At 67.1% G+C, this 21,219-nt stretch carries 23 protein-coding genes; 19 read left to right on the top strand and 4 right to left on the bottom strand.

The features are described 5' to 3' along the window. Positions 1 to 103 precede the first annotated feature (103 nt). From ASPHE3_RS14790 to ASPHE3_RS14775, 4 genes are all read left to right on the top strand, one after another. Positions 104 to 1,027 (top strand): ABC transporter ATP-binding protein, encoded by a 924-nt coding sequence (locus ASPHE3_RS14790; RefSeq protein ID WP_013601997.1) that lies wholly within the window; start codon positions 104 to 106, stop codon positions 1,025 to 1,027. Continuing rightward, positions 1,020 to 1,820 carry an ABC transporter permease subunit gene (locus tag ASPHE3_RS14785; protein ID WP_013601996.1) on the top strand — a complete coding sequence of 267 codons (801 nt, stop codon included), beginning with the start codon at positions 1,020 to 1,022 and terminating at the stop codon, positions 1,818 to 1,820. The genes ASPHE3_RS14790 and ASPHE3_RS14785 overlap by 8 nt, the downstream gene beginning before the upstream one ends. 160 nt (positions 1,821 to 1,980) lie before the next feature. Beyond that, positions 1,981 to 2,412, top strand: a complete 432-nt coding sequence (locus ASPHE3_RS14780; protein WP_148258109.1) for a hypothetical protein — start codon at positions 1,981 to 1,983, stop codon at positions 2,410 to 2,412. Positions 2,413 to 2,508: 96 nt separating this feature from the next. After that, entirely contained in the window at positions 2,509 to 3,183 is a 675-nt protein-coding gene (locus tag ASPHE3_RS14775) for a DUF6766 family protein (protein ID WP_013601994.1), read from the top strand. 187 nt (positions 3,184 to 3,370) lie between these two features. On the opposite strand, the gene ASPHE3_RS14770 is transcribed toward ASPHE3_RS14775, so the two are convergent. Beyond that, positions 3,371 to 3,712 carry a hypothetical protein gene (locus tag ASPHE3_RS14770; RefSeq protein WP_013601993.1) on the bottom strand — a complete coding sequence of 114 codons (342 nt, stop codon included), beginning with the start codon at positions 3,710 to 3,712 and terminating at the stop codon, positions 3,371 to 3,373. Between the two features lie 244 nt (positions 3,713 to 3,956). Between ASPHE3_RS14770 and ASPHE3_RS14765 the strand changes: the two genes are divergently transcribed. The 3 genes from ASPHE3_RS14765 (at position 3,957) to ASPHE3_RS14755 (ending at position 7,684) form a co-directional block, all read left to right on the top strand. Continuing rightward, positions 3,957 to 5,255, top strand: coding sequence for a serine/threonine-protein kinase (locus tag ASPHE3_RS14765; RefSeq protein ID WP_013601992.1), 1,299 nt, complete (start codon positions 3,957 to 3,959; stop codon positions 5,253 to 5,255). After that, positions 5,252 to 5,719 (top strand): hypothetical protein, encoded by a 468-nt coding sequence (locus ASPHE3_RS21245; protein WP_013601991.1) that lies wholly within the window; start codon positions 5,252 to 5,254, stop codon positions 5,717 to 5,719. Before ASPHE3_RS14765 ends, ASPHE3_RS21245 begins: the two co-directional genes overlap by 4 nt. A gap of 96 nt (positions 5,720 to 5,815) precedes the next feature. Beyond that, on the top strand, positions 5,816 to 7,684 hold the full coding sequence (locus ASPHE3_RS14755) for a hypothetical protein (RefSeq protein ID WP_013601990.1): 1,869 nt from the start codon (positions 5,816 to 5,818) through the stop codon (positions 7,682 to 7,684). On the opposite strand, the gene ASPHE3_RS14750 is transcribed toward ASPHE3_RS14755, so the two are convergent. After that, the gene (locus ASPHE3_RS14750; protein WP_041652238.1) at positions 7,606 to 7,950 is read right to left on the bottom strand and encodes a thioredoxin domain-containing protein; all 345 of its coding nucleotides are present in this window, start codon (positions 7,948 to 7,950) and stop codon (positions 7,606 to 7,608) included. The two genes, ASPHE3_RS14755 and ASPHE3_RS14750, sit on opposite strands and share 79 nt — an antisense overlap. Before the next feature lie 430 nt (positions 7,951 to 8,380). Here ASPHE3_RS14750 and ASPHE3_RS22505 point away from each other — a divergent pair, with 430 nt between their 5' ends. The 5 genes from ASPHE3_RS22505 to ASPHE3_RS14725 all read left to right on the top strand — a co-directional run bounded on the left by ASPHE3_RS22505 (position 8,381) and on the right by ASPHE3_RS14725 (position 12,429). Then, complete coding sequence (locus ASPHE3_RS22505) at positions 8,381 to 8,788, top strand: ANTAR domain-containing protein (protein WP_254362887.1); 408 nt, start codon at positions 8,381 to 8,383, stop codon at positions 8,786 to 8,788. Between the two features lie 110 nt (positions 8,789 to 8,898). Continuing rightward, the gene (locus ASPHE3_RS14740; RefSeq protein ID WP_049786077.1) at positions 8,899 to 9,345 is read left to right on the top strand and encodes a hypothetical protein; all 447 of its coding nucleotides are present in this window, start codon (positions 8,899 to 8,901) and stop codon (positions 9,343 to 9,345) included. A gap of 200 nt (positions 9,346 to 9,545) precedes the next feature. Beyond that, positions 9,546 to 10,763, top strand: coding sequence for an MFS transporter (locus ASPHE3_RS14735; protein WP_013601988.1), 1,218 nt, complete (start codon positions 9,546 to 9,548; stop codon positions 10,761 to 10,763). Positions 10,764 to 10,789: 26 nt separating this feature from the next. Then, a complete protein-coding gene (locus ASPHE3_RS14730) occupies positions 10,790 to 11,494 on the top strand; it encodes an esterase/lipase family protein (RefSeq protein WP_013601987.1) in 705 nt (234 codons plus the stop codon). Positions 11,495 to 11,502: 8 nt separating this feature from the next. Beyond that, a complete protein-coding gene (locus ASPHE3_RS14725) occupies positions 11,503 to 12,429 on the top strand; it encodes an LssY C-terminal domain-containing protein (protein ID WP_254362885.1) in 927 nt (308 codons plus the stop codon). Here ASPHE3_RS14725 and ASPHE3_RS14720 read toward each other — a convergent pair. Beyond that, positions 12,416 to 13,831 (bottom strand): hypothetical protein, encoded by a 1,416-nt coding sequence (locus ASPHE3_RS14720; protein ID WP_013601985.1) that lies wholly within the window; start codon positions 13,829 to 13,831, stop codon positions 12,416 to 12,418. The genes ASPHE3_RS14725 and ASPHE3_RS14720 overlap by 14 nt on opposite strands. Before the next feature lie 102 nt (positions 13,832 to 13,933). Further along, entirely contained in the window at positions 13,934 to 14,413 is a 480-nt protein-coding gene (locus ASPHE3_RS14715) for a hypothetical protein (RefSeq protein WP_013601984.1), read from the bottom strand. Positions 14,414 to 14,711: 298 nt separating this feature from the next. Here ASPHE3_RS14715 and ASPHE3_RS14710 point away from each other — a divergent pair, with 298 nt between their 5' ends. The 7 genes from ASPHE3_RS14710 to ASPHE3_RS14680 all read left to right on the top strand — a co-directional run bounded on the left by ASPHE3_RS14710 (position 14,712) and on the right by ASPHE3_RS14680 (position 21,099). After that, positions 14,712 to 15,137 (top strand): DUF302 domain-containing protein, encoded by a 426-nt coding sequence (locus tag ASPHE3_RS14710; protein WP_013601983.1) that lies wholly within the window; start codon positions 14,712 to 14,714, stop codon positions 15,135 to 15,137. Positions 15,138 to 15,146: 9 nt separating this feature from the next. After that, entirely contained in the window at positions 15,147 to 15,839 is a 693-nt protein-coding gene (locus tag ASPHE3_RS14705; RefSeq protein ID WP_013601982.1) for a class I SAM-dependent methyltransferase, read from the top strand. 463 nt (positions 15,840 to 16,302) lie between these two features. Beyond that, positions 16,303 to 17,157 carry a gamma-glutamyl-gamma-aminobutyrate hydrolase family protein gene (locus ASPHE3_RS14700; protein WP_013601981.1) on the top strand — a complete coding sequence of 285 codons (855 nt, stop codon included), beginning with the start codon at positions 16,303 to 16,305 and terminating at the stop codon, positions 17,155 to 17,157. 207 nt (positions 17,158 to 17,364) lie between these two features. Then, positions 17,365 to 18,534, top strand: coding sequence for a glutamate--cysteine ligase (locus tag ASPHE3_RS14695; RefSeq protein ID WP_013601980.1), 1,170 nt, complete (start codon positions 17,365 to 17,367; stop codon positions 18,532 to 18,534). Between the two features lie 21 nt (positions 18,535 to 18,555). Beyond that, on the top strand, positions 18,556 to 18,807 hold the full coding sequence (locus tag ASPHE3_RS22500) for a hypothetical protein (RefSeq protein ID WP_013601979.1): 252 nt from the start codon (positions 18,556 to 18,558) through the stop codon (positions 18,805 to 18,807). Further along, positions 18,795 to 20,573, top strand: a complete 1,779-nt coding sequence (locus ASPHE3_RS14685) for an N-acetylglutaminylglutamine amidotransferase (RefSeq protein WP_013601978.1) — start codon at positions 18,795 to 18,797, stop codon at positions 20,571 to 20,573. Before ASPHE3_RS22500 ends, ASPHE3_RS14685 begins: the two co-directional genes overlap by 13 nt. Beyond that, positions 20,566 to 21,099, top strand: coding sequence for a hypothetical protein (locus tag ASPHE3_RS14680; RefSeq protein WP_013601977.1), 534 nt, complete (start codon positions 20,566 to 20,568; stop codon positions 21,097 to 21,099). The genes ASPHE3_RS14685 and ASPHE3_RS14680 overlap by 8 nt, the downstream gene beginning before the upstream one ends. Positions 21,100 to 21,219 lie beyond the last annotated feature (120 nt).

Raw genomic sequence — 21,219 nt, 5'->3', positions numbered from 1 at the left:
TTTGCCGTCCGCAGCCCTCCGCAGCCTGGGCGGGGCAGGCCGTTAACCTGCGGAGGGCCCAAAGACTCTGTGGGCCCCGGCCTCCTGGCGGGAGACTGGCCGTATGTGCGCGGATGCAATGGTGCAGTTGGTGGACCTCCGGAAGAGCTTTGGCAAGACCCTTGCACTGGACGGCGTGAGCTTCACCATCGGTGACGGCGAAGTCTTCGGCTACCTTGGCCCGAACGGGGCAGGCAAGACGACGACGATCCGCGTCCTCATGGGCATGTTGCGGCCAGGCGCGGGGCGGGCCGAAATCCTGGGCCGGGACTCATGGCGGCAGTCCGTGGAGGTTCGCAAAGTTGTGGGCTACGTGCCCGGGGAGCCCGCCCTGTATGACCGGCTGACCGGCCGGGACCACGTGACGTTCTGCTCCCACCTCCGCCACCAGGACGCCTCGCAGCGTGCAATGAAGCTGGCCGACCGGCTGGACCTGGACCTGAACCGGCCCGCCAGGACTCTTTCGCGCGGGAACCGGCAGAAGCTGGCGGTGGTCCTGGCCATGATGTCCGGCCCCAGGCTGCTGGTGCTGGACGAGCCCACCAGCGGCATGGATCCGCTGGTGCAGCAGGTGTTCCACGAACTGCTCCGCGAGCACACCGCGGGCGGCGGCTCTGTCCTGCTGTCCTCCCACGTTTTGGGCGAGGTGGAACGGGTGGCGGACCGGATCGGTGTGGTGCGTGAGGGACGGCTGTTGCCCGTGGAGCGCCTGCAGGAACTCGCCGCGCGGTCCCTGCACCGGATCCGTGCAATTTTCGCGGAGGATATAGCCGCCGATGACTTCGAGAACCTGCCGGGGCTCCGCGACGTGGTGGTCAGCCGGCGGGCCCTGACCTGCAACGCGCCACAGGCGTCGCTTGACCTTTTGTTGAAACGCGTCAGCGCGCACCAGGTGGTGGACTTCGAGTGTGCGGAAGCGCCGCTGGAGGAGACGTTCCTCAGCTACTACGGTGCCAACCATGCGGAGGAGGGCAGCCGCCGTGCTTAGTAGCGTCCTCACCAAAACGCTCCGCGACCAGCGGCGCGCGCTGTTGGGCTGGTCAATCTCCGTGGCACTGCTGATCGCTATGTACGTGGCGCTGTGGCCCACGGTTCGGGACCAGCCCTCCATGGCGGACATCCTGGAGCAGATGCCGGAAGCGTTCCGCGCCCTGTTCGCCTCCGCCGGGGCGGACATGTCCACTCCCACCGGCTACGTCCAGGTAGAGCTGCTCTCCTTCATGGGCCCCACGGCAGTCCTGATGTACGCGGTTGGTGCGGGCGCCGGGGCCATCGGCGGCGAGGAGGACCGCCACACCCTGGACCTGCTCCTCTCCAATCCCGTGAGCCGGAGCCGGGTGGTCCTGGACAAATTCCTGGCCATGGCCGCGGGTACCTTCCTGATCGCGGCGGTCATGGGCCTGGCCATCGTGGCCGAAGGCACCTTGGTGGACCTCGACCTTTCCGCCGGCACGGTGGCCGCAACCATGCTGCACCTTGCATTGCTCGGCGTGGTCTTCGGCAGCCTGGCGCTGATGCTCTCAGCAGCCACCGGGCGGACCGGAATCAGCAAGGGGATTCCTGCACTCGTGGCGGTCATCGCCTACATCGTCAACGGCCTGGCCCCCTTGGTCGACTGGCTGGCCGACATCCAGGAGTTCTCCCCCTTCTACCAGTACATCGGCCACGACCCCCTGCGGAACGGAGTCGATGCCGGAAGCGTGGCAATAGCGGCCGCGACCGCCGTCGTGCTTCTTGCCCTGGCCGTCCTGGGCTTCCGGCGGCGGGACGTGGACGCCTGAAAAACAGTGTGGCCGGCGAACCCGAAGTAATCCGCAGTAGCTAACTGTCAGCATGCTTACTATTGTGGTTGTAGGGTCACCCATAAGGGGTTGACCTGCAGCGGAAGGGCCGGCGGCGGGGTGTAGTCCCTCCGTAATCCGGCAGACAGGCGGGAGGGGCATGCGAACCGGAATTGGCGGGCCGATGATGCAAGGGTGCCGCAGGGCAGGCGTGGCCGCTGCTGCCATCCTGGCACTGCTGGCCGGGGCCGGATGCGCCCCGGACGGAAAGGCTCCCGCTGATGCTGCCCAAAGCTTCCACCACGCGCTTGCTGCTTCAGACTGGGCATCGGCGTGTTCAATGCTGCTGGAGGACACGCGCCAGAAGGCCGCACAAGAGCAGCACAGCAGCTGCGAGGACCGGCTCCAGAACCTGCAACTGGCGGACGTGGAAGCAGTCACCGGGACCGAAACCTATGGCCGCAACGCCATGGTGGTATTCGACAACGACACCGTTTTCCTCACCGCGGCACGTGGCGGCTGGAAAATCACGGCAGCCGGGTGCACGCCCGAGGGCGAGGCTCCCTATACCTGCGAAGTGGGAGGCAAGTAGCCATGCGCTGGAGCTTTGTCCTGTACCTGTTGCTGATCTTCGGCGGACTGGCGTACATGGCCGTCATCGGACTGTCCCACGGATAGGAGGTCCGCAGTGAAAACCGCATTGAGGAACAACGGACTCAGCCTGTTCTTTGGGCTGATATTTCTCCTGGCCCTGCTGGGGCAGGGGCTGACCGGTCACGCCCTGTTTAACGAGGAGCAGGTGACCGGCGGGCTGGAGGAGATCAGCCTCGCCACGTACCTCACGTCATCCCAGTTCGCCGTGGACGTCTCGGAAAACTGGCAGTCCGAGTACCTGCAGTTCCTGCTCTACATCTTCGCGACCATCTGGCTGGTCCAGAAAGGGTCCCCCGAATCAAAGGAACTGGACCAGGGCGGGCTGGAATCCGACGCTGATCAATTGGTGGGCGAGCACAGCAACGCCAAGTCACCGGCCTGGGCCCGGGTCTCCGGCTGGCGGCGGACCGTTTTTTCAAATTCCCTGGGCATGACCATGGGACTGATCTTCGTGCTCTCCTGGCTGGTGCAGTCCATTTCAGGCAACAGCGCCTTCAATGAGGAGCAGCTCAGGAACTTCCAGCACCCCCTGGGCTGGACGGAGTACGTGGCCTCTCCGGACTTCTGGAACCGCACCTTCCAGAACTGGCAGTCCGAGTTCCTGGCCGTGGGGTCCATGGTTGTCCTGTCCATCTACCTGCGCCAGCGCGGCTCACCCGAATCCAAGCCGGTGGGCTCGGCGCATGACGACACCGGCACCACGGGATAGGCCCTGGACGCGCCAAGTGAACCGCTTGCGGAGATGTGAAGGGCTCCCAGCAAACTGAGGGTGCAGCTACCCGTCTATTCGGATACGGCTGCACCCGCAGCCTGTGGAAAATCAGGAAGAAAAGTTGGTGTACGGCTGGCACTCTGGCCCGAGAGTGGGCGCTTCGAGAGCCGCTGCCTGGAAGGCCTTAGGCGGCCATCAATGCTGGCGAATGCATCCTGCGACCGGCATGGGCAGCAGCAGTACGGGGTGCCAGGACGCTGATGGTGCAAGGCGCCTGCTGCGGATCGATGAGCGGCGGCAGGTGATGGGATTCGGACGAGGTATGAAGCATGTCCAGGGCTTCCTGGTCCACCCGTGCATGTGAGACATCGAGTTGCAGGTCCAGGCCCTGCTTCAAGGAGTTTGCCCGCTTCAGTACTACCAAAAGGGCATTCACGCTGTGGACGGTGACGTGCCCCTTGGCAATCACCCGTGCGCTGGCGTGGTCGAGATCTACGCGGACAACAATGTTGAGCTTGGAGTTCAAGTTGTAAAGCCTTCCCCGGCATTGGCTGCGACGCTGCAGCTTCTTGCTATGGCCTGTTTCTTAAGCCTCAACCAGAGTAGGTGCCTAATGTGATGCACGCAACATAAGGCCATTTATTACATCGACTGTTGTTCCAAATGTTCTCCGCGGCTGAGGTGTTTTGCGCGGCCCCGTTAGGGGACAGGGCAGCCGGCCCCGGGCATGCCTTGGCTAGAGTGAAGGCTGAACGGAAGGCAGGGGCCGTATGACGGAAGAAACGCAGACCGGGATGGACGGAACCATCCTGGGCGGGCGCTACCGGGTGGGCGGGGTGCTGGGCCACGGCGGAATGGGCAGCGTCTACCGGGGAACCGATCTGGTCCTGGACCGTGAGGTGGCCCTCAAGGTGTTCCGCCCTGACGTGACTGACCAGGAGGAACTGGGCAGGCAGCAGTCCGAAGCCCGGATGCTGGCAGGGCTCAACCACCCGGGCCTGGTGACGCTCTACGACACCGGCACCATGGCGGCCGGCCCGCGCGAAGTCCCATTCCTGGTCATGGAGCTGGTCAGCGGAACCGACCTCCGCCGCCACCTCGCCGGAGCGCCGCTGCCCCCTGCGGAGGTGGCCCGGCTCGGCTCCGGGCTGGCGGAGGCCCTGCACTACATCCACCAGCAGGGCGTGGTGCACCGCGACATCAAGCCCGCCAACATCCTGCTTGCCCGGTACGCGGCAGATGCCCCGATGCGCGCCAAGCTGGCGGACTTCGGCATCGCACGCATGCTCGACGGCGTCCGCGTCACCGCCACGAACATGGTTCCGGGAACAGCGGCGTACTTGAGTCCGGAGCAGGCCAGCGGCGGACAGGTGGGACCTCCAGCTGACGTCTATTCCCTGGGACTGGTGCTGCTGGAGGCCCTGACCGGGGCGGTGGCCTTCCCCGGGCCGCCGCTGGAAGCCGCAGTGGCGCGCCTTTCACGGTCCCCGCAGATCCCGGCAACGCTGGGAGAACAATGGGCAGCACTGCTTGCCGCCATGACCGCCCGGCAGCCTCAGGACCGCCCCTCGGCAGCCCAGGTGGCAGCAGCCCTTGCCGGCGCCGGTGACTGGAAGGCGGCACCCGGACATCAGGGCGGGACAAGTGCCACCGAAGCCCTTCCACAGCCCACCAGGGTCCTGGCAGCGGGAACCCCCGAAAGCGGGCTCCCTCCTGCGCCGGCAGGAGGCCAAACCCGCAGGCTGCCCGCCCTCTCCGGCAGCGAGGTCACAAACGCCACCTCATGGCAGCCGGCGCAGCCGGTAGTGGCCCCGGATATCCCCGCGCACGAGCCCTCGTCAGCCCAGCCCGCGCCCACGGCCGGCAGGGGCGCGAAGAAACGGGGAATCACCATTGGCCGCCGGGCCTGGATCCTGGCCGCGGTCGCCGTGCTGGTGGTCATCCTCGCTGCAGTCCTGCTGACCTCAACCCGCCAGCCTGCCCCCGCCCCGGTGGAAACTCCCCAGCCGGTCATTACCGGGCCGCTGGGCGAACACTTCAAGGAACTGGAAGAAAGCCTCACACCATGAACCGGAAGAATCTTGCTGCCCGGATGGGTGCCCTGGGCCTTGGCCTGGTGCTGTTTACCGCCTGTTCCGGCGCGCCTGCGCTCGATCCCGGAACGGCGGCAGAACTGCAGCAGCGGGTGTCAGCCACAAAGCAGCTCACCGCCCAGCAGGACTTCGCCGCCGCGCTCGCCGAGCTGGACCGGCTGGGCCAGGATGTGGCGGCAGCTGCCGGCAAGGGCCTGATGTCTCCGGAACGGCGGGCCAGTGCGGAAGCGGCGATCAGCAAGATCAGGGCTGAACTGGAGGCGGCCCGGGCTGCCGCGGAGCCCCAGCCCGCGCCGTCGCCGGAGCCTACAGCGGACGAGGACCGGCAGGAGCAGGACGAGGACGCCCGGAAGGACGCCGAAAAGAAGCTCGAGGAGGCCCAGAAAGAGGCCGAGAAGGAAGCCGAGAAGGCGAAAGAGAAAGGCAAGGGCAACGGGTGAGCGCCGCCGTCGGACGCGGTTTCCCGGCCTGACCCGCACAGGCAGCGAACAGCGGACTCCCTTTCCCCCGTGCCCGCCCGGGTGGATCATGTAGCCATGGGCAAGCGCGCAGGCTGCAGCCCTGGCGACGCCGATGACGCCAGGGACCCGGATCATCCGGACCTGGATCAGCCGGAGCTGGATCATCCGGACCATGTGGTGGTGTTCGTCCACGGCATGGGCCGCGCACTCAAGGGCGGCACCCTGCAGGAGTGGGCCCAGCCGCTGATGCTGAGCCTGCACGATCTTTCGCTGGACATGGTGCCGCACACCAGCCACCCGCACCTGGTGATCACCAAGGCCAACGCGGTGGGCGATGCACCGGAGGTGCTGGTCAAAGTCCTCCGCAGCGTCGCGGGCCGGCAGCCGGACTACCTCACCGTGCTCATGACCGAGGCGTCCTGGGGCAGGGACTTTGAACCGGCGTCGGCCGCGTCCACCTACTCCTGGGCGCTGCGCACCGCCCTGCGCGTCTACCTCCGCTCGGTGCAGCTGATCAAGTGGAACCTCTATCCAGGGCGGCGGCGTGCCAGCCCGGCATGGCTCGGTGCCTGGCTGCGGCAGCTGGTGCTGGCCTCGCTGGCCGCGTTTGCCGGGTTCTTCATCCTGCTGGCCGTGCTGGTGGTGCTGCTGCTGATCATCGTCCTGGCCTGGATTCCGGGCCCGGGCCGCTGGGTGGGCAAGCTCGTATCCCTGTTCGCCGATTTCCTGGGGGATCCGCAGGTGTGGAAGCGCAGGCCGTTGCAGGCGGCGGCGATGAGGCAGCGGGTGGTGGACACGCTGCAGCGCTGGGACCACGGCGCGGGCACGGAGGTGACCGTGGTGGCACACAGCCAGGGCGCGGCGATCACGGGGCAGGTCCTGTTCCAGAACCAGGCGCGCGCCACCAATTTTGTCAGCGTGGGCAGCGGCCTGGACCTGCTGGGCTACGCGCAGTGGGGCGGCGGCACGGGGGAGGACCCGGTGACGGACTGGCTGGCCAATCCCCGGCGGCCGCGCTGGATCAACGTGTGGGGAAAGTTCGACTTCGTGCCGGCCGGGCCCATCTCCACGCACGCCAACGGGCCGCTTCCCGTGTTCGGCAAGCTCTACGAGCGGGACAGCGCCGGCGACGGCGGTCCCGGCCCCGAGGAGCATCCCGTCTACAACAGGTCGGCGCTGATCTACGACCATATTGTCTACTCCAAGAACCGGGTGGAGGTGCTGGATCCGCTGGCACGGCTGATCCTGGACCCGCCGCCCGCTTCCAGCGCGCTGGCGTTCAGGGTGCTCGACGGCGACCGGCGGCTCCGTCCGCACCGCGTCATGGTGAAGAGCCTGGGGGTGACGCGGCTCCTGGCCGTCCTCACCTCGGGGCTCAGCGCTCCGGCGGCGCTTGCCTGGCTGGGGTCCCAAGGCTGGGCCCGGGACCTGGTGCAGTGCGGCCCGGCCGGGGCGGGGCAGGATCCGTGGTGGTCCTCCTGGCTGTGCTCCGGGCCTACCTACCACTGGGCGCACGTGGAGGACTGGGGCGTGCTGGCCATTACCGCGGCGGTGTTCGCCGGGGTGCTGGTGGGAATCCTCAACGGGCCGGTGTGGGGCGTGCTGCACAACCGTCTCCAACGGATCCGCAAGCCGTCCTTCCGGCAGTCCAGCGATCCCACCCGGAACCCGCCGGCCAACCCGTGGTGGTCCGTGGCGGGTTACCTGCTGATCGTCACGGCGGTGGCCGTGGTGCTGCCCTTCCTGCTGGCCTGGCCGGAGATGCCGTGGGTGGCGGTTGTGGTGCTGGTGGTTGCCCTCTGGTCGCTGTGCTTCACCCGGACCAGCATCACGGGCCTGCCGGCCCGGACAGGTGGACTGGGCGCTCAGCCCACCGCTTCGGGAAGCCTGCCGGTTAATACCGTGACCGGTGCGGAGGACCAGCGCTCACGCTCCGGCTCGTAGGAGATGACCACGGAGGTGCCGCTGTCCCGCGCCTCGTCCATGGCGAGCAGCAGCGCGTCCTCCACGTGGCGGGCGTATTCCAGCCGCTCCGCCAGCGAGCCCTGCAGGCCGGCGTCGTCAATCAGCACGTGGCCCTTGCCGTCCACGATGACCTTCAGCGAATATCCCCTGTCTTCATGAAGGGACCCCCGGGTGGACGTAATCTCGGTAACTTTGTCTGCCCGGACCAGCCCGTTGCCGAGCGTGCGGATCCACACTTCACCCATCGAATGACCTCCCCTTTGGCAGTGGGCGCGGATCAGCGCCCCTAAGCCGAACGCTACTCCTTTGCGGGGCTTTTGTGACCCCCGAATTCGCTTATTTGCGGGCCTTTTGGCACTGGCGGAGGGCCTATCAGCCGGAGGTTGCGGTCGGCCGGGTTAGGATGCTGCTTTTGGCAGATATGGTGGGCCAAGAGCCGGGGGTGCGTGTGACGTTGGAGGATGCTGTGTGGTCGAAGCTGGATACATATCTTTTCCCGCTCCCGCCAACCACCAAGTATCCCTCGGGAACCTTTGAACTGGATGTGGACTCCGGGCAGATGCGGTGGTCCACGGGGCTGTTCAGCATCCATGGGTTGGGCCAGGGTGAGGTGGTTCCCACCCTCGAGCTGCTCCTGGCGCACAAGCATCCACAGGACCGGGGCCCGTCCGGGCGTTGTGGTCCGGCCTGCTGGAAGCCGGCGGCCAAGGCGCGCTGCTGCACCGGATTATTGACGCCCACGGCAAGGAAAGGCGCGTCTTCTCGGCCATTTTCGCGCTGGCAGACCCCTCAGGACATGTGCAACGCGTCCGCGGGTTCATGGTGGACGTCACGCTGAGCCTTCGGATCGAGTCGGAGCACGCGGCCTCCCAAGCCATAGAGGGCGTGTATGCCCACAAAGCCGTCATCGAACAGGCAAAGGGCATTGTCATGACCCTCCAGGGCGTGGACCCTGAGGGTGCGTTCAAAGTCCTGGCTGTTCAAAGCCAGCACACCAACGCCAAGCTCCACGTTGTGGCAGAAGAACTGGTCAAGGCAGCGGCTGCGGGCAACGCGAAGGATGCGCTGGCCAAGTTCCGGTAGGAGCAGGTGGCGGGACCTTCGGCACTTCTAGCCGGCGGCGCCCCGGGGGGACCCTGATGGCAGGGGCAGGAGCAAACAGTTCCGGCCGTTGACTCGCTTTGGGAGCCTGCATGGCGGATAAGACGATGACCATGGCCGCGACCACCCGGGGCGGCAATATTGGTTCTGTCCTGGTTAACGCCGCCTTGCTGTGGGGCATCAACAACTGGCCGGGCTGGCAGGCGGTGCCCTTCCTGACCGACGATATGACCCGCGTGCTTGGCCTCATCAACGCTTCCCTCACCGCAGGCATCATCGCCAACCTCGTCTTCGTGGTGATCCGCAACCGGGGCGTCATGGCCCTGGGCAACCTGGTGGTCCTGGGAATCGGCCTGGCCGCCACCTTCCGCGTGTGGGAAGTGTTCCCCTTCGACTTCGGGGACAGCTGGTCCGGCTGGCCCGTGGTGGTGCGGGTGCTGCTGGTGCTCGGCATCGTGGGCTCGATCATTGGGATGGTGGTGGAAATCATCGCCCTGTTCAGGTCGCTGGCCGGGGTTGGAGAGCGGGCCCGCCAGTAGCTGTGCGGCGCTGCGTTGTGCGGCGCTGCGCACTGAGGCTGGGATTCGCTGCGCACTGAAGCCCGGATTCGCTGCGCAGTGACAGTCCCTGCGCATTGACGTCTGCCCCGGGTGCGCAGGCGGTGTTCCCCGGTGTGTCCCCGGTGCTGCTGCCCGTGTGTTCCCAAGGCGCGCACGGGAGCGGCCATAGGATAAATCTGATGACTTCCCCGGCCGACCCCCAGCCCTTCAACCTGCGCGGCATCGCGGTGGCAGCGTTCGGACCCACGCTGCTGTACGGGATCGGCACGGGGGCCATCCTGCCGGTGGTGGCCCTGACTGCCCGCGACCTCGGTGCTTCGGTGGCCGTCGCGGCGCTGATCGTGACGCTGATCGGGCTGGGATCGTGGTTCTTCAACCTGCCTGCCTCCCTGGTGACCCTCAAGTTCGGTGAGCGCTGGTCCATCGTGGGTGCTGCCGTCGCCGCCGGCCTTGCGCTCGCGGCCGCCGGGCTGACGTCCCTGGTGCCTGACGGGCTGTGGCTGCTCGCCGTGGCAATGGCCGTCGTCGGAATGTCCGGCGCAGTGTTTGGCCTGGCCCGGCAGAAGTACCTGACGGAGGCCGTGCCCGTGGAATTCCGCGCGCGGGCGCTGTCCACGCTGGGCGGCGTGAACCGCATCGGCGTCTTCATCGGCCCGTTCCTGGGCGCGGCCGTCATGCAGTTCGCGGGGATCGGCGGAGCCTACTGGGTGGGCGTGGTGGCCATGGCGGGTGCGGCGCTGCTGTCCCTCACCATCCCGGACCTGGCAGTTCCGCCAGCGCCCGACGGCGGACACAAGGGTCCCGAGCCCACGCTCCGGAGCGTCGCGGTGTCCCACGCGGGTGTCTTCCTTTCGCTGGGCGTGGGGATCCTCCTGCTTAGCGCGCTCCGCTCGTCACGCCAGGTGGTGATCCCGCTGTGGGCGGACCATCTGGGCATGGATGCCACGTCCGCTTCCCTGATCTACGGGCTGTCCGGGGCGATCGACATGCTGGTGTTCTATCCCGCCGGCAAGCTCATGGACCGCAAGGGCCGGCAGTTCGTGGCGGTTCCTTCCACGCTGCTCATGGGTATTGCGCTGCTGCTGATCCCGCTGACCGGTTCCTTCGTGGGGCTGCTGCTGGCGGCGCTGCTGATCGGGTTCGGCAACGGAATCAGTTCCGGGCTGGTGATGACGCTGGGTGCCGACTTCTCGCCGGACCGCGGCCGGGGGCAGTTCCTGGGGCTGTGGCGGTTCATGGCCGACGCCGGGTCCACGGGCGGGCCGGTCTTGTTGTCGGGGGTGACGGCCCTTGCCAGCCTGGGGGCGGGGGTCTCAGCCACGGGAGTACTGGGGTTCGCGGCGGCGGCCGTGTTCGCCGTCGTGATTCCCCGGCTGAAGCACCGCCGCAACTACTGACGGACCCTTCGGGATATCCTCGACAGATGGGTGAACGGGACGTGAGGACTCGGATCAGGGCGCTGCAGAAAGCCGTGTGGTGGGCGCAGGACTATGTCTACGCTGCGGTGTGCCAGGTCCAGGGCATGCTGTCGCGCGTGCAGCCGGGATCCTTCCACCAGGGCCACCGCAGCCCCGTGCTGATCATTCCCGGCGTGTACGAAAACTGGCAGTTCATGATGCCTCTCATCAGGGCGATCCACGACGAAGGCCATCCCGTCCACGTGGTCACGGTGCTGCAGCGGAACAAGCTGGATGTTCCGGTGGCGGCGCGGATGGTGGCGCAGCACCTTGAAGAGGCCGGGTTGCGGGACGCGGTGATTGTGGCGCACAGCAAGGGCGGGCTGATCGGGAAGTACGCCATGCTGAACCTGGACCCCGAGCACCGGATTTCCCGGATGGTCACGGTCTGCACCCCGTTCTCCGGGTCGCGCTACGCCAAGTACATGCTGCTGCCCACGCTGCGCATCTTTTCCCCCACCAACGCCCTGACGCTTGAGCTGGCCCGCGAGGAGGCCATCAACAGCCGCATCACGTCCATCTACGGGCCGTTCGATCCGCACATCCCGGAGGGCAGCATCCTTCCCGGTGCCACCAACATCGAGCTGCCCACCGCCGGGCACTTTAGGATTTTGGGTGATTCTGAGACGGCACGGATCATCGTTGACCAGCTGAACCCCGGACAGCCGTGACTCCTGGCGTGGGCGATTCCAACGCAGGGGGCTACGGCGTCGGGGACTCGCGCGCCATCCCGGACGAGCCGGACCACTCGCGTTCCAGCAGCGCGGTGGAGCGCCGGCAGAGCAGGTGGGCCACCGTCCTGGCGGTGCTGCAGCGCCTGCTGTACCTCGTGGTTACGGTGGCGGTGGGCTGGGCTGTGTGGTTCTTCCTGCTGTCCCGCCTCACCCGCGGCCCGGAGCAGGCCTGGGTGTTCCTGCCCGTCTGGCTGATCCTGGCCTACGCGCTGCTGCCGCGCATCCACAAGATCCTGAGCAGCCTCTACATCCCGGACTACTTCATCGGCCGGGCAAGGACGGGCGACGGCGTCCTGGGCGATCCCGTGAACCTCGCCGTGGTGGGGACCGGGGAGGAGCTGCGGCGGGCGATGCGTTCCGCGGGCTGGGTGGAGGCCGACGCCATCACTCCCGCCACCGCCTGGCACACGCTGACGTCCACCGTCCTGGGCCGCAGCTACCCGGCCGCCCCGGTCAGCTCGCTGTACGTGTTCGGCAACAAGCAGGACCTGGCCTTCCAGCGGGAGATCGACGGAAACCCGCGCAAGCGCCACCATGTCCGGTTCTGGAAGTGCCCGCCTGGATGGATGCTGCCCGGCGGACTCTCGGTGGACTGGGTGGGCGCAGGCACCTACGACCGCAGCGTGGGACTGTCCCTGTTCACCTTCCAGATCACCCACAAGATCGCTGACCGCACGGATGAGGAGCGCGATTTCATCATCGGCACCCTGCGCGCTGCCGACGCCGTTGAATCCGTGCACATCATCCTGAACTACTCCAGCGGCTACCACCACCGCAACGGCGGCGGCGACGCCATTCGCACAGACGGGCACCTGCCGATCATCGACCTCTACGAGCCGGGCAGGCCCGGGAATCCGGCTAGTACGCACTGAACACGTTGCTGGTGGCCGGCTCAAGGGTGCCGCTGCTGGCGGTCAGCGTGCAGCCTGTTCCTTTTCCTGCGATTTCGAGGGCAGGAAATGCCACGGAACCGGCGGTTGCCACCGGCTGGACGCCCTTGATGCTGCAGTGGGAGGCGAGCGTGACCTGCGCGAGGGCATCTGTCTGGTTGCCGAAGGCGTCCAGGACGTGGACGGTGACGGCCGGGGTGATGGGCTTGTTCTTTTCAACGTCGGGGCCGATTGCATCGAAGCGAAGCCTGGCTGGGGCGGCTGCCGTGATGGTCGCGGAGATGCCGGCCGGTGCCGCCAGGCCGGGTGCCGCGAGGGCTATGGCTGCAGTGCCGGCCTTGGTGTCACCGTAGAAGAACGACGCCGATGCCGAACCGGCAGGGATGGTCACCGCGGTCACGGCTGGACCGTTGGCCGTGGCGGCGAAGATGCCCGTTGCGCCGGAGCTGGTGGAAAGGCTTACCGGGATGCTTCCTGCGGTGACGGGGTTTCCGTAGGCGTCCTGGCGTTCCACCGTGACGGGGCCCAGCAGGGCGGACGCTGAGGCGCTGCCGGCAAGGGTGGTGCCTGCGGTAATGACGAGCTTGGTGGCCGCCGCCGGGAGCACAGTGAAGCTGCTGGTGGTGGCATCAGGGTACCCGGGGCTGGACGCCGTCAGCGTGTAGCCCGCACCGGCCTTGGTGATGGAGAGGTTGCTGAAGGTGGCCATCCCCGACGCGTCGGTTGTGGCCGTGGTGGTTCCGGCCAGCGTTCCGCCTGCGGGATTCGCGCCGAGTCCGAGGTTGACCCGTACTCCTGCCTCGGGAACGTCGGTGCCGGAGACCGTCCGGAGCTGGACCCTAAAGGAAACAAGGGGTGAACCCGCTGTCACAGTTGCGGGGGGCTGGGGGCTGAGGGCCAGTTTGCGGACGCTGGACACCGCCACGGCCGCGCTCGCGGCGCCCGCAGATTTCCAGGAGCGGTAGACGGCGGTGACCAAGTACCGGTGCGTGCCGTCCGGCACCGCGGTGTCCGTACACGTGGTGCCCGGGACAGGTGCAGCAGGGCTGGATCCACAGGCCGGGAAGGCAGCTGTCCCCGTCAGGCGCGTGACGTAGTAACCGGTGGGTGCCACATTCCCGGGCGAAGGGGTCCAGCCCACCACCACGTTGGAGTCGCTGGCCGCCGGCACCGTCACGTTGGTGGGTGGAAGGAGGGTGGCGACTGCCGCCGTCGTATGTCCAACCCCTCGCGCCTGCCAGGACGCCGCGGCAGGCGGGGCGCCCAGCAAAGCACCTGCAACCACGGCCAGGAAGAACGCAACGGGCTGCAGGGCCCGGTGGTACGCCGCCAGCTCCCGCCGACGCCGGGGGCTGGCTTCGGGGGAGCTGGCGGGGGTGTGCATGGGACCTTCCGGAGGTGGGCTGCGGGAGCAGTCAGGCGGATAGCTTCACCATTGGGCCAGGAAGCTGGCGGTGGTTGACAGGAGCGTGAGCCCCTGTGCTCTTCAGTTGGCGGAGAAGTAGAGGGGAACCTGGGCGTTCTTGCAGCCGTCCTGGCTGACGCCGGCCAGGTTGAGCATCTGCAGGGTCACGGTCCCGGTGGCCGTTTCCCCGGGGGCGAGTTCGGCGGCAGTAAAGGTAGGGGTACCCACCAGGAAATCGTCCTTGGAGCATCCGGCGGCGAGGCTCCATGCCGTGCCGTCGCTGTTGGCCACTTCCACTGCCACATTGCTGACCTTCTGGACACCCGCGCCGGCCGGATTGGTGACTTTGAAGGTGAACGTCTGGCTGGGGCCGCCGGGCGAAAGAGCTTCGCCTTCCACGGCTGTCTTCTCGATGGTGAAGCTCTTGGAGGTGCCCGCGGCAGCGGTGGTGCTGCCTGTGCCCGTGGCGGACCAGTAGGCGAAAGCGGCGCCGCCGCCGATGGCGATGAGTGCGGCGGTGGTTCCGATAATGCGTTTTTTACGTCCGGCAATCTTGGCCATGTCATTCCCCTGACAAATTGGTGCGGTGTACGCAGAGACCTTTGGAGCCGTGAGCGGCTCTGATGGGGAAAGCTTCTCCGCGGAGGCTCAAAGTACACCCACGTAATTCCTCAAGTTTCGTGCAAGACTGCCTGTATTTCCGCAGGTCAGACGCCTAAGAGGGTGCCATGACGATTTAGCTGGCGGCCGCGTCCAGCCCTCGCAGCATCCGGTCCAGGTCGGCGCTGGCGGTAATACCCCCGGGGGTATACGATAGCAAACGTAACCACCGACAGGACCAGACGCCTGAGGAGGCACCATGAGCTACACGCACACCATAACCGTTCCGCTTGCCTGGGATGAAGCGTTGCAGCGCACCCGGGACGCGCTGGCCGAGCAGGGCTTCGGCATCCTCTCCGAGATCAATGTCCGCGCAACGTTCGAAGCCAAGCTGGGGGCTGAGGCTGCAGATTCCATTGGGGATTACGTGATCCTGGGCGCCTGCAATCCCGCACTGGCGAGCCGTGCCCTCGCCGCGGAGCCCGCCCTTGGCGCGCTGCTGCCGTGCAACGTGGTGGTCCGCCGCGGCGCCGGGGCCGGCGAAACCACCGTCGAGGCCATTGATCCGCAGACCATGGTGCAGCTCACTGCCAACCCCGCGGTCAAGGAAGTGGCGGACGACGCCGACACGCGCCTCCGCGCTGCCCTCGCCAGCCTTGACGGCAGCATCGGTCCGGGGGCCTGAGGGGGCGCCATGCCAGGCGACGGCTACCAGGGGGATTCCTTGCCGGAGCGCGGGCCTGCTGAGCTTCAGCACCCCCGCTTCGCGCGCGCCTTTGCCCAGGCCGTGGAGGGCATTGACCGCCGCGGCGGAGCGGGGCACCGGCGGGAACTGCTCGCGGGCCTGCACGGGTCCGTGGTTGAAATCGGTGCGGGCGAAGGCTCCAGCTTCACCTACTACCCGCCCTCGGTCACCCACGTGCTGGCCCTTGAGCCGGACGACTACCTCCGCAGCATAGCGGCGGCCAAAGCCGCCGCTGCACCGGTGCCGGTGACGGTGGTTGCCGCCCCCGGCGAACATATTCCGGCGGCGGACGGCAGTGCAGACGCCGTGGTAGCCAGCCTGGTCCTGTGCAGCGTCGGCGAGCAGGCGCCCGTCCTGGCCGAGATCCGGCGGGTCCTGCGCCCGGGTGGGATTCTCGCCTTCTACGAACACGTCCGCTCCGACAACCGGCTTTTTGCCGCGGTGGAGGACCTGCTGACCCCCGTGTGGCAGCGGCTCGCCGGCGGCTGCCACCCCAACCGGGACACCGTGCGGGCAATCGAGGACGCGGGATTCGCGCCCGTCAAGAGCCGGCGCTTCAATTTCGCCGTCAACGCACTGTCGCCGCCCGCCGCGCACGTCCTGGGCACGGCCGTCAGCCCCGGCCCCCGGAAGGCAGGCTAAAGCGGCCAGCCGCCGGCATTCGCTCCGTTAACGCAGAAGAGTCCCGGCGCCGCCATGGGGGGTAAGGCGACGCCGGGACGCTCGGGGGAGCGCGGCATCCTGTGCAGGGGGACGCCGCGCCCGCCGTTCGAACAGCCATCGGGAGACGGCCGGTGGATGGCAGGTACCTGGCGGCGCCCACTTCAAAACGCCGCCAGGGGATTGGGGGGCTTCGAAACGAAGATCCTGCCGGCCGTTTCGCTTGCCTTGTTATGCCACCGCCCGTTTCCCGATACCCGCAACTATCCAGCGGCAATATCAAAAAAGGCACCTGAATCGGCTCAAGGTTCAGTCAAAGTTTGGGGACTTCGCGGCCGGCCAGGAGGGTGACCAACAAGATACGTGATTTTGACGTGGACGAAACATTTGGGCCCTTGCCGTCTCATATCCTTAAGTGCAGGAAAAATTCAGCTGGAGGGACACCTTGGAAACCACCGACGCCGCCGTGAAGCCCATCATTGGACTCACCACCTACCTGGAGCATGCAGGGACGGACGGTTGCGGTACGGTCAGCGCGGCGTTCCTCCCCGAAACCTACCTGGCCCCCGTCATCGCTGCGGGCGGCGTTCCCACGCTTCTTCCGCCGCAGCCCGTGGTCCCCGGAGTCATCGAACACCTGGTGAGCCGGCTGGACGGGCTGGTGATCCCCGGCGGCTGGGATGTGGATCCCGCGCTGTACGGGCAGGAAGCCCACCCCGAGACGGACAAGCCCCGCCCTGAACGCGACGCCTGGGAACAGGCCCTCATCCGTGAGGCGATCCGGCAGGACGTTCCGCTCCTGTGCATCTGCCGGGGCGAACAGCTCCTGAATGTCACCCTGGGCGGCACCCTGCACCAGCACCTGCCCGAGGTGGTCGGCACGGGCCACTACCAGCTGGGCGGGTACGAGTTCAACAAGATCCAGGTGGAGGTCCGCCAGGGTTCGCGCCTGGAGCAGCTGATCGGAGCCAGCCCGGAACCGGTTCCCGTGTCCCACCACCAGGCCGTGGACAGGCTGGGGGAGGGCCTGATCGCTGCCGCCTGGAGCGAAGACCAGGTGGTGGAGGCCATTGAGCACCCCGGCAGCACCTTTGCCCTGGGCATCCAGTGGCACCCTGAGGAACTTCCGGAGGACTTCGGGCTCTTCCGCGGCTTCGTCGAAGCAGCCCGCGCCAAGCTGCTGACCCGCCTGTGGCAGGCCACGCCGCCGTCGGCCGCTCCCGCCCACGCCGCCGCCCCAGCCATGGCTGCCTCCGCGGTCCCCGCCACGGAACTTGAGGCTGGGCCCGGCGCCTTCTGACAGCACCATTCGACCTGAAACGCCTCCTCCCGCCCCGGCCGGAGGGGGCGTTTTCCGTGCTGCCCGCCGCAGTTCTGCTTGCGAACATGAAATAAGCATGCTTACTATGTTTGGGTAACCGAGGTTAAGCCAAAGCCCCGCGGATTTACCGAGGAGCAACGTGGCTAACCAACACCACAGCAGTTTCCCGCATGCACGCTGGGGCCGATGCGCGAAATCGCCGGAACATGCGGGTTCACGATGATACGCCGGGTAGGTGTCGAAGAAGAGTTCCTGATCGTCGACAACGCCAGCGGACACGCGGTGGCGCTGGGCGAGGTGCTGGACCGCCTGAGTGACGACGACGGCCTCAGCAGCGAAATGAAGCAGGAGCAGATCGAGGCCTGCACCCTTCCCCGGATAAGCCTGGAGGAGCTGGCGCAGGACATCATTGCGCGGCGGGTAAGCGCGGATTCCGCCGCGCGGGCCGTGGGAGCACGGTCCGTGGCCCTTGCCACGTCACCCTTCCCGGTGCAGTCCACGGCCGCGCCCGGAACCCGCATCGAGCAGATGATGCAGAAGTTCGGCGTCACCGCCGTCGAGCAATTGACCTGCGGGTGCCATGTCCATGTGGAGGTGGAGTCGGACGAGGAAGGCGTCGCCATCCTGGACCGGATCCGCATCTGGCTCCCGGTGCTGATGGCGTTGACCTCCAATTCCCCCTTCAGCAACGGCGTGGACACCGGCTACGCGAGCTTCCGCTCGCAGGCATGGAACAGGTGGCCCACCGCGGGACCCAGCGACATCTTCGGCTCAGCCCACGGCTACCACACGCACATCCAGGAGATGCTCAATTCCGGAGTGCCCCTGGACCTGGCGCAGATCTACCTGGACGCCAGGCTCAGCCACCACCATCCAACCGTGGAGATCCGGGTGGCGGACGTCTGCCTTTTCGCCGACGACGCCGTCCTCCTTGCCGCCCTGGTACGCGGCCTGGCGGAAACAGCGGCACGGCAGTGGCGGGCGGGCGCACCGCCGGTCGCCGTCCCAACCGTGCAGCTCCGGCTGGCCTCCTGGCAAGCGGGCCGCTACGGCATCGGCGGTGACCTGGTGGATCCGCTGACCTGCCGGCCCCGCCCCGCCTTCGAAGTGGTGATGTCCCTGCTGGACCACCTCCAGCCGGTGCTGAAGGAACAGGGCGAGCTGAGCACGGTGGAATTCCTGCTGTTCCAGCTCCTCGCCCGCGGAACCGGTGCCGACCGGCAGCGCGCAGCTTTCGCCCAGGGGGGCGGCCTCAGCAGTGTGATCACCGACGCGGTGCATACCAGCAGCCTTCCCACCACCCTGCAGCGGGACGCCGCCGACGCGTCTCTGCTCGGCAGCCAACAGGAATTGTGAACATCGGAAACAGGAGGCCAGATGGACCAGAATGAAGCCCCGGTGCTCGAGGCACTGGCTGAACACCGGAAACTGGGACGCTACGGCTTTACGCCCACCTGGGCCCTACCCGGCGCCGACATCTGCGTGGTCAGTGTGCACAAGATGGGACTGGGCTTCGAACGAGGGTCCATTTTCCACCTGCAGGGAAACCTGGTGGACCCGGTCCGCCTGAACCAGTGCGCGCACGTCCTTCCGTTGCCAGGAATGAGGACAGCACCATGTGCGGAATAGCCGGCGAAATCGCCTTCAACGGGAGAACGGCCTCCCAGGAGGCGGTTCTGGAAATGATGGGGGAAATGACGTCGCGGGGACCCGACGGGAGGGGGACCTGGCACGCGGGCTGGGTGGCGCTGGGGCACCAGCGGCTCAGCATCATCGACCTCTCCTCCGCCGGAGCGCAGCCCATGCTCGAGGAGGGCGGACTGGCCGTCACCTTCAACGGGTGCATCTACAACTACAAGGAACTGCGGCGCGAGCTGGAGCCGGACTTCACCTTCCGGTCCACCAGCGACACCGAAGTGATCCTCAAGGCCTACCGGAAATGGGGTGACGACTTTGTCCACCACCTGGTGGGGATGTTCGCCATCGCCCTGTTTGACGCCCGGCGCGGCGAGGTCCTCCTGGTCCGCGACCGGCTGGGCATCAAACCGCTGTACGTTGCGGAGATCCCGGGAAGGCTGCGCTTCGCGTCGTCCCTGCCGGCGCTGGTGGCCTCGGGCGGGATCGACACGTCCGTTGACGAGGTGGCCCTGCACCACTACCTGAGCTGGCACTCGATCGTTCCGGCCCCGCGGACCATCCTCCGCGGGATCCGGAAGGTCCCGGCCGCCACCATCCGGACCGTCAGCCCTGACGGCAGCTGGCATGACCGTGAGTACTGGAAGCCCTCCTACACCCGCCGCGCCGAGCATGCCGGGTGGTCCGCCCTGGACTGGCAGGACGCGGTGCGGGAGGCGCTGCGGACGGCAGTACGACGCCGGATGGTTGCCGATGTGCCGGTGGGCGTCCTTTTGTCCGGGGGACTGGATTCAAGCCTGCTGGTTGCCCTGCTCGCGGAGGAAGGCCAGCACGGGCTGTCCACCTTCAGCATCGGCTTTGACGGCGCCGGCGGGGATTCGGGCAACGAGTTCGAGTACTCGGACCTGGTGGCCCGCGAGTTCGGGACCAGGCATGAGCGCCTGCATGTCAGTACCGCGGAGTTTGCGCCGTCCATCGGTGACGCCGTGGGGGCCATGTCCGAACCCATGTCCAGCCATGACGTCACGGCGTTCCACCTGCTCTCCAGGACTGTGACCGAGCACCTGAAGGTGGTGCAGTGCGGGCAGGGCGCCGACGAAGTGTTTGGCGGCTACGGTTACCACCAGCCGCTGGCCGGCGCGGAACGTTCGCAGGCCCTGCCAACGTTCACCTCATCCTTTGTGGACCACAGCCACGACGAGCTGGTCGGAATCCTTGAGCCTGAATGGTTCACCGGTTCCGACGTCAGCAGCCGGGTCCTGTCCTCCCACCTGGACGCCCCGGGAGCCGATACCGCCCTGGACGCCGTGCTCCGTTTGGACACCCACCTGCTCATGGTGGACGATCCGGTCAAGCGGCTGGACAACATGTCCATGGCGTGGGGCCTCGAAGCCCGTGTCCCGTTCCTGGACCACGAACTCGTGGAGCTCGCCGCGTCCTGCCCGCCCGAGCTGAAAGCCTCCCAGGGCGGGAAGGGCATCCTGAAGGACCTGGGCCGGCAGATGCTGCCCACCGCCGTGGTGGACCGGCCCAAGGGATACTTCCCGGTCCCCGCCCTGCGGCACCTCGAGGAACCCTTCATCTCGATGGTCAGCGACGCGCTCCACGCACCCGAAGCCAAGCAGCGCGGGATCTTCCGCGCCGACTACATCGCCTCCCTGCTGGCCGACCCCAACATGCAGCGGACAGCGGTGAACAGCAACGTCCTGTGGCAGTTCGCCCTGCTGGAGATGTGGCTGCAGCGCCACGGGGTTGGGTAGCCGTGCTGCCGGAACCTCGCGGCTGTGGGGCAAGCCGGCCCTGGCCATCATCGGGGTGGATGTCCCGTCCGTGGCCATGTCCTCCGATACGCTGGTGCCCGCAGCTCGGGCCAGGTTCAGCCTGAGCCTGGCGCCGGGCACTGATACGGCTGCAGCGATGGAGGCTGTGCGCCGGCATGTGGAATCCCACATTCCCTTTGGCGCGGAAGTCACGTTTACTCCCGGCGGACGGACCGAGGGTTTTGCCGGGGACGCCTCCTCCCCGGCCGCACGGGCCATGCTGTCCGCCATGGGCGAGTCGTGGGGCGTGCCCGCTGTGTGCATGGGCGTGGGCGGCTCCATACCGGCGGTCAACATCCTGAACAAGCTGTACCCGGAGGCGGAGATCCTCATCACCGGGGCCGAGGACCCGGACTCGCGCGCGCATGGGGCCAACGAGTCGATCCATCTGGGGGACTTCGAAAACGATCCTCGCCGAGGCCCTGCTGCTGGCCCGATTAAACGCCCGGGGCTGACACTGGCCTGACCCCCGGTCAGTCGGCAGGGCAAGTCTGGGGGTACCACATTTTCCACATTGTCCGGGCGCAAATCCCGCATATCTGAGAGTGAAACCTCCGAACGGGCCGCTGGCCCACCTAGCTTGGAA

It is taken from the genome of Pseudarthrobacter phenanthrenivorans Sphe3 (assembly GCF_000189535.1).
Taxonomy (GTDB): Bacteria; Actinomycetota; Actinomycetes; order Actinomycetales; family Micrococcaceae; genus Arthrobacter; species Arthrobacter phenanthrenivorans.
This window is presented reverse-complemented; position numbering and strand designations above follow the sequence as displayed.

Bases quoted from the DNA above. Each gene is read 5' to 3' on its own strand.
- ASPHE3_RS14790 (WP_013601997.1), top strand. From the start codon at position 104: ATGTGCGCGGATGCAATGGTGCAGTTGGTGGACCTCCGGAAGAGCTTT.
- ASPHE3_RS14780 (WP_148258109.1), top strand. From the start codon at position 1,981: ATGCGAACCGGAATTGGCGGGCCGATGATGCAAGGGTGCCGCAGGGCA.
- ASPHE3_RS14765 (WP_013601992.1), top strand. From the start codon at position 3,957: ATGACGGAAGAAACGCAGACCGGGATGGACGGAACCATCCTGGGCGGG.
- ASPHE3_RS21245 (WP_013601991.1), top strand. From the start codon at position 5,252: ATGAACCGGAAGAATCTTGCTGCCCGGATGGGTGCCCTGGGCCTTGGC.
- ASPHE3_RS14755 (WP_013601990.1), top strand. From the start codon at position 5,816: ATGGGCAAGCGCGCAGGCTGCAGCCCTGGCGACGCCGATGACGCCAGG.
- ASPHE3_RS14750 (WP_041652238.1), bottom strand. From the start codon at position 7,950: ATGGGTGAAGTGTGGATCCGCACGCTCGGCAACGGGCTGGTCCGGGCA.
- ASPHE3_RS14740 (WP_049786077.1), top strand. From the start codon at position 8,899: ATGGCGGATAAGACGATGACCATGGCCGCGACCACCCGGGGCGGCAAT.
- ASPHE3_RS14735 (WP_013601988.1), top strand. From the start codon at position 9,546: ATGACTTCCCCGGCCGACCCCCAGCCCTTCAACCTGCGCGGCATCGCG.
- ASPHE3_RS14730 (WP_013601987.1), top strand. From the start codon at position 10,790: ATGGGTGAACGGGACGTGAGGACTCGGATCAGGGCGCTGCAGAAAGCC.
- ASPHE3_RS14720 (WP_013601985.1), bottom strand. From the start codon at position 13,831: ATGCACACCCCCGCCAGCTCCCCCGAAGCCAGCCCCCGGCGTCGGCGG.
- ASPHE3_RS14715 (WP_013601984.1), bottom strand. From the start codon at position 14,413: ATGGCCAAGATTGCCGGACGTAAAAAACGCATTATCGGAACCACCGCC.
- ASPHE3_RS14710 (WP_013601983.1), top strand. From the start codon at position 14,712: ATGAGCTACACGCACACCATAACCGTTCCGCTTGCCTGGGATGAAGCG.
- ASPHE3_RS14705 (WP_013601982.1), top strand. From the start codon at position 15,147: ATGCCAGGCGACGGCTACCAGGGGGATTCCTTGCCGGAGCGCGGGCCT.
- ASPHE3_RS14695 (WP_013601980.1), top strand. From the start codon at position 17,365: ATGCGCGAAATCGCCGGAACATGCGGGTTCACGATGATACGCCGGGTA.
- ASPHE3_RS22500 (WP_013601979.1), top strand. From the start codon at position 18,556: ATGGACCAGAATGAAGCCCCGGTGCTCGAGGCACTGGCTGAACACCGG.
- ASPHE3_RS14685 (WP_013601978.1), top strand. From the start codon at position 18,795: ATGTGCGGAATAGCCGGCGAAATCGCCTTCAACGGGAGAACGGCCTCC.